The organism is Chitinophaga ginsengisegetis (genome assembly GCF_900168065.1).
Taxonomy (GTDB): domain Bacteria; phylum Bacteroidota; class Bacteroidia; order Chitinophagales; family Chitinophagaceae; genus Chitinophaga; species Chitinophaga ginsengisegetis.
Map to the genome: position 1 here is coordinate 2,775,056 of NZ_FUZZ01000001.1, position 14,237 is coordinate 2,789,292.

Below are 14,237 nucleotides of genomic sequence, written 5' to 3' on the forward strand. Positions count from 1 at the left end.
TTCCGGAACGGTATGTCATCAATCCTCATTAATATTGACGACATACCATTTCACTATGATTTTTATCCACGACTTCCGGACACTTCACAACGTATCCACACCCGACCTCTGCGACACTTTCAACGTGGCTTTCAGCGATTATATAGTGCCCCTGCACCTCACGCCCTCTATACTGGAACAAAAAATGCAGGGTGAAAACCTGCTGCGGGATTACTCTATCGGCGCCTTTGCCGGTAATGCACTTGGCGGCTTCATTTTACATGCAGTAGATAACAAAACGCATCCAACCGTATTATACAACGGGGGCACCGGTATTATTCCCGAGTACCGCGGCCAGCACCTCGTACAAAAAATGTATGATCAGTTTATTCCTGCGTACCAGTCGCAGGGTATCCGTAAAATAATCCTGGAGGTGATCAGCACCAATCTTCCTGCCATCAAAGCATATACGAATACAGGGTTTCATAAAACCCGCACCATTCATTCTTTCAAAGGCAATATAAAAACGCATAAAAGCCCGGCGGGCATCTCCATAAAAGAAAATACAACACCCGACTGGCCCCTGCTGGCTACGTTTATGGATATGATTCCCACCTGGTCCAACAATGTGGCCAGCATACAGCGGGAAGCCCCGTTTACGGTTACCTGGGAGGCTACCGTCAACGGGCAAACGGTGGGTTTCATCAGTGTACATAAAGATACCCGGAGGATCAGGAATATAGCCGTACACCCGGAGTTCCGCAGAAAAGGCGTGGGCAGCGCTTTATTGCAATATGCTTCCGATCAGTTCAGGGGTGCGGCGGTGAGCATTATAAATATTGATGAACATTTTCCGGAGATAGATAAATTCCTGCAACAGGCCGGATTGATGCATTACCTGTCGCAGTACGAGATGGAGATTGTATTATAAAGTAAAAAATCAGGGAAGATAAAAGCGCATTTTCCGCTGCTATCTTCCCTGATCCAAAATTTTGTTTTTTTGCCTGATTACGTTTATCTTTATAAAACACCTAAAGCATTGATAGCCAGTTTGTTTCTCTGATGCGACCTCGCTAAAGAATCTCCCGGAACCCCCTCTAGCGCTTTGATACACAATAGGTTACCGATCAAGTCCACATCACCTCCACGTCAAGTCCGTGTCAACTCCACATCAAAGGCATGTGCTAAGTATGTACTAAGTATGCGCAATGTATGTGCAAAGCATGATCTGTGTAATCAGCAGTAAAGACAAAATCGGCTGCATTTTAGTTGATGCCGTTTACCACTGTTTCTTTGTTGATCTTCTGGATCAGTCCCTGTAACACTTTACCGGGGCCTACTTCCGTGAATTCTTTACCTCCATCGGCCACCATTGCCTGAACGGATTGCGTCCATCTTACAGCGCCTGTTAACTGATCAATCAGGTTTTGTTTGATCTGTGCGGGATCGGTTACTGCTACGGCTACCACGTTCTGGTACACCGGGCAGGAAGGGGTATTGAAAGCAGTGGTGTTGATGGCTGCCTGTAATTCTTCTTTGGCAGAAGCCATTAAAGGAGAGTGGAACGCGCCACCTACCGGCAGGATCAGCGCTCTTTTGGCGCCGGCGGCCTTCATTCTCTCACAGGCAATTTCCACGCCTTTGAGGGTACCGGAAATCACCAGCTGACCAGGGCAGTTATAATTGGCAGGTACTACTATTTCGCCGGTTTCGGCGGTAACAGCCGCACATATTTCTTCTACTTTAGCATCATCCAGGGCCAGTACAGCGGCCATTGTGGAAGGTTGCAGCTCACAGGCTTTCTGCATGGCATTGGCGCGGATAGCTACCAGTTTCAGGGCGGCTTCAAACGACAATACGCCATTGGCTACGAGAGCAGAAAATTCTCCCAGTGAGTGACCCGCTACCATTTCAGGCTGGGAATGCTCCGTGCAGAGGAAAGCAATCACTGCATGCAGGAATACGGCAGGCTGTGTAACGTTGGTTTGTTTCAGGTCTTCCTCTGTACCATTGAACATGATATCAGAAATACGGAAACCTAAGATGTCGTTGGCCTGTTCAAAAAGTTCTTTTGCTTTTGCGTTGGTGTCGTACAGATTTTTGCCCATACCCGGAAACTGGGAACCTTGTCCGGGAAATACGTAAGCATGCTTCATGTGGATATAAATTAATATTTTTTCAAATATAAATAAGAATTACGGATTTACAGGTAGCTGATAAATATAAGTTACTATTATCATCTACCCATAAATCCGTAATCCGTTATATAAAATCTTTTTATTTGGCAATCAGTTTCAGGAATTCGGCCCTGGTGGTACCATGCTCGAACTGGCCGCTGAAAGCGGAGGTGGTGGTAAGGGAATTTTGTTTTTGCACACCGCGCATCATCATACACAGGTGTTGTGCTTCAATTACTACCGCAACGCCCTGCGGCTGCAGGGTTTCCTGGATGGCATCCAGGATCTGGTGTGTTAACCGCTCCTGTACCTGTAAGCGGCGGGCGTATACGTCTACCACCCTGGCTATTTTGCTCAGGCCGGTGATATACCCGTTGGGAATATAAGCTACGTGGGCCTTTCCGAAAAAGGGCAGCATGTGATGTTCACACATAGAGTATAATTCTATGTCTTTTACAATCACCATTTCACTATATGCTTCTGTAAATTTCGCACCTTCCAGTATTTCGCGTGCGTCCTGCTGATACCCTTGTGTAAGAAACTGCATGGCTTTGGCTACCCGTTCAGGTGTTTTCTGCAGGCCTTCCCTCTCAGGGTCTTCCCCCAGCAGGTGCAGGCATTCTTTATAGTTTTCTACAAGACCGGACGTGATCTTTTCATCGTAACTTTCGTTCTTATTATACGCCATTCTTATATGATTTAACAAATTTCAAAGGCCGGTAATATACGGACATTACTTGCCACCATAGTACTCTACGTATATGCGTGGAGTTTCATACAGCTTGATACAGTGCAGCTGCACCTCTGCAGGCAGGTGTTTGGCCAGCTGATCCCAGATAGCGATAGATAAGTTTTCAGCGGAAGTGAATTTATCTTTCATAAAATCAACATCCATATTCAGGTTCCGGTGATCAATCTTTTCTATCACCGCATCCCGGATAATTACTCCTAAAGTCTTGGCATTAAATACAAAACCCGTTTCCGGATCAGGATTTCCTTTTATAGTGACGTGCAGTTCGTAATTATGACCATGCCAGTTTTCGTTGGCGCATTTACCAAAAACTTCTTCGTTCTTTTCTTTGCTCCAGCCCGGGTTAGATAACTTATGCGCTGCATTGAAGTTCTCTACTCGCGTTAAATAAATCATTATTGCAAAAAATTTTTGCAAAAATACCACTATTAAGTGAGTAGTGCCAATTTATCCTAATTCCTGTCAATTGTTTTACACGGGGAGCAATCATTTTTGCTGTATTTTTACGGGATGAAAATATTGGTGACCGCGGCTACCACGCTGGAAATACAGCCTTTTTTACAGTACCTGGACCAGCACATTCCGGCCCTTAAAGCCGCGAACTGCAATATAGACGTACTGATTGCCGGTATTGGCATGATGCACACCGCTTTCAGCCTGGGAAGGCACCTGGTGGTAAACCGGCCGGACATAGCCATACAGGCCGGTATCGGCGGCAGTTTCCGCCACACCTGGGAACTGGGACAGGTAGTGCTCATCAAACGTGAGTACCTGGCCGACCTCGGAGCGGAAGATAATGATCAGTTTAAAGATTTATTTGATATACAGCTCTGGCAGCCATCGCAGCCACCATTCACCGGCAACAGCCTGGTGAACACCTTTGCCGGCCTGCCCGAAGTACCTCCCCTGCCCACCGCTACCGGGATAAGCGTAAACCTGGTGAGCGGCAGCGAACCCACCATCCAAAAGCTGGTGGCCAAATACAACCCCGACATAGAAAGCATGGAGGGCGCCGCCTTTCATTATGCCTGCCTGCTGGAAGAAATACCGTTTCTTCAGCTGCGCAGCATCTCTAACTATGTGGAAATCAGGGACAAGAGCAAATGGAAGATCCCCCTGGCGGTGAAAACACTCAACGACGAACTGATAAAAACCGTGGAAACACTGGCCGGAATTTAACGACAGACTATAAAATTTTGATAGCTATGCATTTATCTTTAGGTTTTTCACCTTGCCCGAATGATACTTTCATTTTTGATGCACTGGTAAACAACAAAATAGACACAAAAGAATTTACCTTCGATACCCATCTCGAAGATGTGGAAACACTGAACAACTGGGCGCTGCAAGGCAAACTGGCTGTTACAAAGCTGAGTTTTGCAGTTTACCTGAAGGTAAAAGACCAATATGAGCTGCTCAACAGCGGCAGCGCGCTGGGACGTGGCTGTGGCCCGTTGCTCATTGCAAAGAAAGACATTCCCCGCGAAGAGATAAAAAATCTGACCATCGCCATCCCCGGAGAAAACACCACTGCCAACCTGCTGTTCTCCATCGCTTTCCCGGAAGCCACCAACAAAAAGGTGATGCTGTTCTCTGAAATTGAAAATGCTGTGCTGAACGGTGATGTGGATGCCGGCGTAATTATTCACGAAAACCGCTTCACTTACCAGCTCAAGGGCCTCGTAAAGCTGATGGATATGGGCGAATACTGGGAACAAACCACCGGTAATCCTATTCCGCTGGGAGGTATCTTTATCCGTAAAGATGTACCCGAAGCTACCCGCGCACAACTCGATTCCCTGATCCATAAAAGCCTGCAGAACAGCTACACTACTTATCCGCAGCTGTCTGACTATGTGAAATCACACGCGCAGGAAATGGATGAATCCGTGATGCGCCAGCATATCGACCTGTATGTAAATGATTTTAGTTTAGACCTGGGCGAGGAAGGAAAAGCCGCTGTAGTAGCGCTGATGGAAGCGGCAGAAAAAATCCGTCCGTAAAGCAGCCGATTTTTTCGTTCTTTTGTTGCGGTATGATCGATAATAAGGATACAGACCTGTGGAACAGGTTTCGGCAAGGAGAGGAACAGGCGCTATATACCTTGTATGAAAAGTATTATCACCTGCTCCTTTTCCTGGGCCTTAAAATATGCGCGAGAAGCGAGCCGGTAAAAGACTGTATCCAACAGGTATTTCTTTATTTCTGGGAGAAGAAAGAAGGACTGGATACCGTTACCAATGTACGCAGCTACATTATCACCTCCTTTAAACGCAAACTGTTATTACATCTTCAGCAGGAAAAAAAGGACAATGGCCTGCTGTCGCTGTGGATGGATACCGAAGCCACCGGCGATATTCCTTCTGCAGAACAACTGCTGGTGCAGCAGCAACAAAACAAAGCAACTATTGCACGTATACAGGAAGCCATATCTTTACTTAGTCCGAGACAAAAAGAATTAATTAACCTCCGCTTTTACGAAGGCCGGAGCTACGACGAAATAACAGACATCACGGGGCTTACGCACCGCACCGTTTATAATCACTTGTACGAAGCACTGAAATCGCTCAAACAATCACTGGAACAGGATCTTAAATCCGGCAACCTGCATTTGAGAACATTACTGCTGTTACTTCCCTTATAAATTCCCTGTTAGATTATTTTCAATAAAGCCACTTTAAAATAAAATTTATCAAAATCTGAAAATTTACCGGTCCATACCCGGTAAAAGAGACCTGATTGTCGCTCTACTTTAAAAATGGATGGGGAATGCTGCCAAAGGACCTGACTGAATTAGACCTGCTGCTCGACGACACCTTTCTGCAATATATCCGGCGAAACAATGATACGGCTATTGCTAAATGGGAAAGCTATATCCTGCTGCATCCTGAAATAAAGGATAAGGTGGCAGCGGCAATAACATTGTATTATAACATTAATACCGCTGAGGCAGAAAAAGACAGAACAACGCAGCTAAACAGGCTGCAACAGGCTGTTAAAGCCACTCATCCGGTGCGTATCCGACGGATCAACTGGCGGCAGGTGGCATGGCGTGCCGCAGCGGTACTCCTGCTCCTGGGAGGCATCACGCTGTTATGGCCCCGGTTAAAACCACAAAAACCGGCAACAGCTCCCAACACCTTCCTGGTATACTCCAGTGAATGGGGACAACGCAAATTGCTGACATTACCGGATGGATCTTCAGTGATCCTGAACGCTAACACTACCGTTAGGATTCCTTCCGATTACAGCAATAAACACCGGCATGTGGAATTGGTAAAAGGCGCCGCACTGTTTGATGTAAAAACAAATTCGGATGATCCGTTTATGGTAACCAGCAAACAAATACAAACTACTGTACTGGGTACTTCCTTCTTAATAAAATCTTATCCGTATGAGCCACAGTCGACCGTTTCACTGCTCAGCGGAAAAGTAAAAGTGAGTGAACAATCAGGCAAAACAGATCCGCTCACACTGGCGCCGGGTGAACAGGCGCGGTGGAATGAGTCTACCCGGCAAATGAGCAGGGCATCATTTGATACGGTTGCACTACGTACCTGGAAATCAGGAAAACTAGTGTTTAACAATGTCAGCGCTTTTGAAGTAATACGTGAACTGGAAAACTGGTATGGAATACCCTTCCAGGTAAACGGAAACTCATTAAATGCCAAACGGTTCTCCGGGGCCTTCGACAACGATAAACTGGAAAAAGTATTGAACATCTTTTGTTTTACAGCCGGATGTAGTTTTCAAATACAACCGGACAAAGTGCTGATTCAATTTTAATCACAAAGCGTTTCCACCAAAATCGCTAAACCGGGATCACACGCAGGCTGCCGGCGCCTGTGGTGACCATATCAACCATCATTAAAAAATCTGATGCATGACTTTTAATTATGCGCGCCTACGTGCGCCGTTAAGCACTGCGGTAAAATGGCAGTTCCCTCTTTTGGTGTTGTTAATGCTGATGACCTGTATGCTATCATATGGGCAGCAAAGAAAATCAATAGGGTTCCGGGATGTAACCATGTCTGCCGCCTTCAAAAAAATTGAAAGCACCTACCAGGTAAAGTTCTTTTACGACGCTGCCACCTTACCAATCCGCCGTATTACCCTGGCCACAAAAGCCAGGAGTATCCGCGAAGTGCTGGCAGAGCTGGAAGATGCTTCCAGCCTTAAGTTCCGGGTAAGTGGTAATATGATCGGGGTAGTAATGCCTTATAATCAAACCGGTGTTACGAAGGCCGTGGTGCCCACAATAAGAGGAAGGGTAACAGACCGTAAGGGACAGCCGCTGCCCGGCACCACCGTACGGGATATTATTACCGGCAAAGGCACTGTTACAGATGCCAACGGCATGTTTGCGGTTAACGCTGAGGAAGGTCACCCGCTGCTGATCAGCAGCATTGGCTACCGCCAGAAAACACAGGTAATATCCGGTACAGAAAATCATATTGCGATGGAAGAAGATGCTACCAGTCTTGGTGGCGTTGTAGTAATGGGATACACCAGTAAACAGGCTGCTGAACTAACCGGCGCTGTACAAAAAGTTTCAGGCGACCAGTTGCGCAGCTCTGTTTCTTCTTCCAATATCCTCTCTATGCTGAAAGCAAAAACTACCGGCATGTATATCGTGGAGCCTAGTGCCGACGCCGGTGCAAGAGGACAGGTACTGCTGCGTGGAGAGTCGTCGCTCCCATCCGGTACCAGCGCTTACTTCGGACCGCTGATCGTAATTGACGGCGTAATTTCCAACTCACAGAATTTACAGGATGTAGTGAATCCCGCTGATGTGGAAAGCGTTACTATCCTCAAAGATGCCGCCTCTACTGCTATCTATGGTTCACGCGCTGCGCAGGGAGTAATTGTGGTAACCACCAAAAGAGCCGCCGCCAACAGTGGCGTGCACGTAACGCTGGATACCCGCTACGGCGTTATTAAACAGAACCGCGCCATCCGCATGATGAACACAACAGAAAATATTGCGCTGATGGATAAAGTGATGCAACGCAGATGGGAAGAAACACCTTCCCTCCGGCAACAGTTTCCTACTGCAGCAGATTTTATTCAGCAAAGAAGGATTTATACAGATGAAGATAAATCAAAGAACTTCGACTGGGAAAAAGCGATGTTCGATGATGGTAATTTCTCTGATATCAGCCTGGGACTTAACAGCGGCAACGATAAAACAATGGTATATGCAGGCATCGACTGGTACAAGGAAAAAGGTATTAACGTTGGTAATACCTTCGACCGTCGTAACCTGCGGCTGAACCTTGTGCAGAACTTCTCCAAAAAAGTTTCCGGCGGATTGAATACCAGCGCTATTATCGATAAAACCATTTCCCGCAATGGAGTGCCGGCGCTTTATATGACCCAGCCTTTTGTTACGCCTTACAATGCGGATGGTACGCTGGCCGACAGTATCCCCGTGAGGCAATCCAATAATTTCGGTGTTCCTTATACCACCTGGTCGCAGAACTTCTTAGCCGAAAAGAAATTCAATAATACCGCCATTATAGACAACCAGCACTTCACCGGTACCATATGGCTCAATTACCGCGTACTGCCCTGGTTAAGCCTTAAAACTACCAATACCATCGACTATATCAATACCCACCGGAACTCCTACCTGGATCCCCGTAGCTTCTCCGGGAAATACGGTGGTTATCCTTACCTGTTTGCACCAGGCGCCGTTACTCCCAACGGAACGCTCACCATCGCAGATACCAGGTTCTTTAATTTTACATCCACCAATACGCTGAATGCTTCCAAACAATTTGGGCAGCACAGCCTCAATTTCCTGGCAGGAACAGAATGGGCAAAGCGTACCAATGAAACCAACAGTACAGATATGTACAATCTGCTGCCAGGCGAAAGAAATATGGGTGCAGCCAAAAACTTCGGCAGCGCCATCAGCGTGGCTTATAATACCCCCTACCGGCCCAGCGGCGCCTATACTGAAAGAGCCAGTTTTTCTGCCTTCAGTGAATTAAATTATAACTACCTCACTAAGTATTATGCGGCAGCTTCTCTTCGTACCGATGCATTCACCAACTTTGGCCGCAACAAAAGATACGGTACTTTTTATGCTGTAAGTGCCGGATGGCTGATCAACAAAGAAGCTTTCCTGGCAGATGTGAAAGCAATAGACCTGCTGAAGCTGAGAGTAGTGCACGGAACTTCCGGAAGGGATGTAGGCGATGGATACCTGAACCAAACCCTTTATGCCGCCACCTCCAATTATACCTACGATAACATTAACAACATAGGCTCTGCTATTACACAGCTGGAAAACCCCGACATCAGCTGGGAAACTACCGTTAACAATACAGCGGGAATAGATGTCAGCCTATGGAAACGTATAGAGCTTTCCGCCGACTTCTATTCAAAACTTAGTAAAAACCTGCTGCAACAGGTATTTGTTGGTTCTGCACAAGGTTCTTTCCAGCAATACCAGAATGTAGGAGAAGTACTGAACAAAGGACTGGAACTTATGCTGAATACCCGGAATATAGATGCGCGGAATTTCAGCTGGACCACCAATCTCAACGTAAGCTTTAATAAAAACACGATACAGAAATTATACGGCGATTCCCTTCTCGACAACTACAACCGCGCCTATTACCGCTATGAAGGAGAAGACCTGAATGTAATTAAAGCAATCCGTTATGTAGGTGTAAATCCTGATAACGGCGCACCGCTGTTTGAAAACTACGATGCCTCCGGAAAGAAGCAGGTAACAGAAGGTATTGGCGCCATGTCGGACATCCGCAATTACCAGACTGTGGGCTCCGCCACACCAAAATTCTTTGGAGGTTTCACCAATACTTTTACCTACAAGCAATTTTCCCTGAGTGCAGAGATGTGGTTCCAGGTGGGTAATTATACCGCTATGAGTCTCATTAATAACTTTCAATCACCCGCTGCTCCTTTCCTCGGAAGGAATAATGTGAACTGGCAATCCAGCCAGAAAGTATGGCAGCAACCCGGCGATAAAAATGCCAACTACCCTGATGTATACAGTAGTAAAATGGATACCTGGCGGGCATTTGACAGCCGCTCATCACTTATCTACGGTAACGCCAGCCATATCCGTATGCGCAACATCAGGATCGGATATGATCTTGCTCAAAAAACACTGACAAAGATCCGCGCACAGCGTGCAGGCGTATTCGTTAGTATGGACAATGTTTTTGTTATCAAACATAAAGACTATGTAGGGGCAGATCCCGAAGGCGCATCCATCGGTACCTCTACTGCCTATGGAGGTGTAGGTATCGGAAATGCTAATCCACGGCGCATTACTGCCGGTCTTAATGTTACATTCTAAACTACTTGAAAATGACGCGTACAATTATAATAGCCGCTATCAGTCTTATCTCGTTAAGCGCCTGCAACAAACAACTGGATGAACTACGTCCGCACAACGTTACCAACGAAGATGCCCAGTTCAGCACCCCGGAAGGGTTTTCACAGGCCGCACTGGGTTTGTATCCCATGATCACCACCGGCGTTGCTATGGAAAGCAGCAGCTTCGGATATGGTGATATTACTATGTTCCTTTCGGAAACACATGGTAACAATATCCGTTCGCTCGATCTGGGACCTAACCGGTACTCCGATGCGTTTGATTATACTAATTCTCCTGATAAAGATCACAGCTGGACTTACTACTTATGGAGAGGAAGTTACTTTACTATTCTGCATGCAAATAAATTGCTGGATAATGTACCAAAAGATGAACAGCGCCCGGCGGTATTGCAGGCGAAAGCAGAAGCGCTGTTTGTGAGAGCGTTCGTATACTTTAACCTGGTGCGCTTTTATGCAAAGCCTTACTACCAGGATGCAGCAGGATCGCGGGGTGTAATGCTTATTACCACCGCCGCCAACGGCACCGATTATAAGCCGGCGCGCGCCAGTGTCAAAGCGGTATACGGGCAAATCATTTCCGATCTCGAAACAGCCATGTCCCTGTTCAGCCAGGAGAAGTCCAACAGCTTTGCCGGAAAAATGAGCGCCGCCGCTTTGTTATCGCGGGTGTATCTCTATATGGGTGGTACTCTCCAGCAACCCGATGCAACGTTTAATCAGAAAGCAGTGAGCTATGCGGACCAGGTGATTAGCAGTAACAAATATGCATTGCTCACTGACAATGCTTACCGGGCTTACTACAACAGCAGCAATACCGCCAATAAGGAAGATATCTTTGCGGGCAATGTGGATTACGGCAGTGCTTCTATCAGTCAGCAATATGCCTATCCGCCACAGATCAATTACACCGGCGGTTACTACCGGCCTTCTCCCGATCTGTTGAGCCGGATTGCCCAAACAGATCTGCGCACGTCGCACTACAAAGTAAATGTAACGCCCGGCTTTCCCAACGACAGTATTGCCACGGCTAAATATATGTACCTGTACTCAGCCATCTACAGCAAATCACCGTTCCGGTACATCCGTCTTGCAGAAGTATACCTGAACCGTGCAGAAGCCAATGCCAAGCTCGGTAAAAAGGATCTTGCACTGGCCGATCTGAATATCATCCGAAACCGCGCAGGACTTGCCTCAGTAGACCTTTCCGGACAGGCGCTGTTTGATGAGATACTGCTGCAACGCCGCCTGGAACTTGCTTTCGAAGGACATACCGGGTTCGATTATTTCAGAAATGGTTTACCGATGGTACGCAACTACACCTCTGCCAGCAGTGGTACTATGACCATCGCCGCTACCAGCCCGAAGATATTACTGCGCATTCCGCAGGAAGAAATCATCCTCAATCCTAATCTTACACAAAACGAACAATAATATGATGAAAAGAATAATTTGCGTACTGTCGTTACCGTTAGCATTCAGTCAGCTGGTAACCGCACAACAGAAATTCAGTATAGCCGGTACCGTTACCGGCAATGCGCCTGCGAAATACTACCTGCAGTATAGCAGTGGTGCAAAATATATTACAGACAGTGCCGAAGTTAAAAATGGCAGATTCAACTTTACAGGTACATTATCGCAACCCGCCCCCGGCGTGTTTTCCGCGGCACTGGTCAAGAACATGACCGGCAACAAAAAAGAGCAGGCATACCTGTTCCTGGAACCCGCTGCCATGACCATCACTATCACAAACGGCGACCTCAGCACCACCGTACTGAAAGGCTCCGCAAGCAATGATGAAAATGTACAGCTGGAAAAGGAAAGAGAAATGGCTACCGTGAAATACCAGCCACTACTGGAAGCATTACGCAATGAAAAAGATCACGACAAAGCCGGCGCTATCCGCGAGCAACTGGCGCCTTACTTTAATGCAAACAACCAGTTGTCAAGGAAATTTATCCGTGAACATCATAATTCTTTCCTGAGTGTTTATCTCATGCGCTTTCAAATAGGCAGCATGACACTGGATTCTGCCAAATACTATTACAACAGTTTAAGCCCCGCTTTACAACAAAGTAAAGATGGTTTGGACATAGCCCAGGAGATTAAAAAACTGGAACAGGGCTCCCCGGGCAGCGTTGCTTTTAATTTCAGCAAAGCAGACATCAATGGCCAGCCACTCAGCTTATCGGACTTCAAAGGAAAATATGTGTTGGTAGATTTCTGGGCCAGCTGGTGTGTGCCTTGCCGTGCGGGCAATCCGCATCTGCTGGAACTATACAAACAATACAAGGATAAAGGCTTTGAAGTGATCAGCGTATCTGACGATGACCGCAATCATGACGCCTGGAAAAAAGCAGTGGAAAAAGATGGTATTGGCGTGTGGAAACATGTGCTGCGCGGACTGGACATGAATAAACGCATGAAGAATGAGCCTAACCCGGAAGATATCAGCGAACACTTCGGCATTCATTCGTTACCCACCCAGATACTGATTGATCCGAAAGGAGTAATTGTAGCACGCTATGGTGGCGGCGGGGAAGAACATGAAGCGCTGGACATTAAGTTGAAAGAAGTGTTTAACCACTAAATTTTGCAACCATAAAAAAAGCAGTGAAGATGTTGTCTTCACTGCTTTTTTTATGCTATTTCTTCAGCGCTTTTCCATATACTTCCAATGCACGCTTACGCGCTTCTTCATGCGATACTATCGGCTTCACATATTCAAATCCTTCAAATTCCGGTACCCATTTGCGGATATATTTTAAGTCTTTATCAAACTTCTGCGTTTGCAGCGTGGGATTAAACACCCGGAAATAAGGTGCAGCATCACACCCCGAACCCGCTGCCCATTGCCAGCCACCGTTATTCGCAGCAAGATCATAATCCAACAGTTTAGCTGCAAAATAAGCTTCTCCCCAGCGCCAGTCGATCAGTAAATGTTTGGTTAAAAAACTGGCGGTAATCATGCGAACACGGTTGTGCATAAAGCCGGTGGTATTCAGTTCCCGCATGCCGGCATCTACTATCGGGTAACCTGTTTGGCCTTTACACCATCTTTCAAACTCTTCTTCATTATTACGCCAAACTATTTTATCATATTCTTTCTTAAAAGAATTTCCTGCCACATGAGGAAAGTGCCAGAGGATCATCTGGTAAAACTCCCGCCAGATCAATTCCTTTGCAAAGGTAGCATTGAGCTGCATCGCCTGCTGCATTAATGCGCGAATGCTTACCGTACCAAAGCGCAGATGGATGCCTGATTTTGAGGTGCCGTTTATAGCAGGAAAATCGCGGGTTTCATCGTAATGTTTAACCAGTGTTTCGTCCAGGTTCTTTGCGGGAAAATGCTTTTCTGCGGTAGTAAATCCCATATCCTTTAGGGAAGGGATTTTTACAGGTGGTTGTTTAAAGAGATGCTGATAATATTTTTTGCAGGGATAAGGTTTCAGATGAAAAAAGGTGAGGGTATCATACCATTTCCTGCTGTAAGGTGTAAATATCGTATATGGTTCACCGTTATCTTTCAGTACTTCATTTTTTTCCAGTATTACCTGGTCTTTGTAACTGTGAAAAGAAATCCCGTGTTCGCTGAGTTGCTTTGCTATTGCAGCATCCCTGCTTTTCGCATAAGGTTCATAATCATGATTGGTGTATACATCAGCTACCTTGTATTTGCTGATCCAGTGTGTGAAAGCGGCTTCCGGTGTACCATAAAAAATATCCATTGAGGAACCCAGTTGCTGCAGTTGTGTCTGCATGTGTTCCAGCACTTCATGAATAAAGGTAAGCCTGCGGTCCTGTTTATCTTCCAGGTCGTTGAGGATATGTGTATCAAAAACAAATACCGGCACTACCGGGTTACCGGCACGTAGCGCATAATAGAAAGCGGCCTGGTCGTCAAGCCGGAGATCGCGGCGAAACCAGCATAAACTGATTGTTTGTTCCATCTCAGCAGG

At 46.4% G+C, this 14,237-nt stretch carries 12 protein-coding genes; 8 read left to right on the forward strand and 4 right to left on the reverse strand.

Going from position 1 to position 14,237, the window contains the following annotated elements; genetic code table 11:
* Positions 1–55: 55 nt before the first annotated feature.
* Positions 56–910 (forward strand): GNAT family N-acetyltransferase, encoded by an 855-nt coding sequence (locus tag B5Z18_RS10885; RefSeq protein WP_079469371.1) that lies wholly within the window; start codon positions 56–58, stop codon positions 908–910.
* Between the two features lie 334 nt (positions 911–1,244).
* On the opposite strand, the gene fabD is transcribed toward B5Z18_RS10885, so the two are convergent.
* The 3 genes from fabD to B5Z18_RS10900 form a co-directional block, all read right to left on the reverse strand.
* Positions 1,245–2,135, reverse strand: a complete 891-nt coding sequence (fabD, locus tag B5Z18_RS10890) for an ACP S-malonyltransferase (protein WP_079469372.1) — start codon at positions 2,133–2,135, stop codon at positions 1,245–1,247.
* A 121-nt stretch (positions 2,136–2,256) separates the two neighbouring features.
* Positions 2,257–2,844, reverse strand: a complete 588-nt coding sequence (gene folE / locus B5Z18_RS10895) for a GTP cyclohydrolase I FolE (protein ID WP_079469373.1) — start codon at positions 2,842–2,844, stop codon at positions 2,257–2,259.
* A gap of 45 nt (positions 2,845–2,889) precedes the next feature.
* Positions 2,890–3,303, reverse strand: coding sequence for a 6-pyruvoyl trahydropterin synthase family protein (locus tag B5Z18_RS10900; RefSeq protein ID WP_079469374.1), 414 nt, complete (start codon positions 3,301–3,303; stop codon positions 2,890–2,892).
* 114 nt (positions 3,304–3,417) lie between these two features.
* Here B5Z18_RS10900 and mqnB point away from each other — a divergent pair, with 114 nt between their 5' ends.
* The 7 genes from mqnB to B5Z18_RS10935 all read left to right on the forward strand — a co-directional run bounded on the left by mqnB (position 3,418) and on the right by B5Z18_RS10935 (position 12,868).
* Complete coding sequence (gene mqnB / locus B5Z18_RS10905; protein WP_079469375.1) at positions 3,418–4,086, forward strand: futalosine hydrolase; 669 nt, start codon at positions 3,418–3,420, stop codon at positions 4,084–4,086.
* A gap of 26 nt (positions 4,087–4,112) precedes the next feature.
* Positions 4,113–4,910: a 1,4-dihydroxy-6-naphtoate synthase gene (locus B5Z18_RS10910; protein ID WP_079469376.1), complete on the forward strand. Its 798-nt coding sequence runs from the start codon at positions 4,113–4,115 to the stop codon at positions 4,908–4,910.
* 32 nt (positions 4,911–4,942) lie between these two features.
* Complete coding sequence (locus B5Z18_RS10915) at positions 4,943–5,551, forward strand: RNA polymerase sigma factor (protein ID WP_079469377.1); 609 nt, start codon at positions 4,943–4,945, stop codon at positions 5,549–5,551.
* Positions 5,552–5,676: 125 nt separating this feature from the next.
* Positions 5,677–6,693, forward strand: a complete 1,017-nt coding sequence (locus B5Z18_RS10920; protein WP_079469378.1) for a FecR family protein — start codon at positions 5,677–5,679, stop codon at positions 6,691–6,693.
* Between the two features lie 97 nt (positions 6,694–6,790).
* Positions 6,791–10,240 carry a SusC/RagA family TonB-linked outer membrane protein gene (locus B5Z18_RS10925; protein ID WP_079469379.1) on the forward strand — a complete coding sequence of 1,150 codons (3,450 nt, stop codon included), beginning with the start codon at positions 6,791–6,793 and terminating at the stop codon, positions 10,238–10,240.
* Between the two features lie 11 nt (positions 10,241–10,251).
* Complete coding sequence (locus B5Z18_RS10930) at positions 10,252–11,712, forward strand: RagB/SusD family nutrient uptake outer membrane protein (RefSeq protein ID WP_079469380.1); 1,461 nt, start codon at positions 10,252–10,254, stop codon at positions 11,710–11,712.
* A 1-nt stretch (position 11,713) separates the two neighbouring features.
* The gene (locus B5Z18_RS10935; RefSeq protein WP_200817227.1) at positions 11,714–12,868 is read left to right on the forward strand and encodes a TlpA disulfide reductase family protein; all 1,155 of its coding nucleotides are present in this window, start codon (positions 11,714–11,716) and stop codon (positions 12,866–12,868) included.
* Between the two features lie 55 nt (positions 12,869–12,923).
* Here B5Z18_RS10935 and B5Z18_RS10940 read toward each other — a convergent pair whose 3' ends face one another.
* A complete protein-coding gene (locus B5Z18_RS10940; RefSeq protein ID WP_079469381.1) occupies positions 12,924–14,228 on the reverse strand; it encodes a cryptochrome/photolyase family protein in 1,305 nt (434 codons plus the stop codon).
* Between the last annotated feature and the right edge of the window lie 9 nt (positions 14,229–14,237).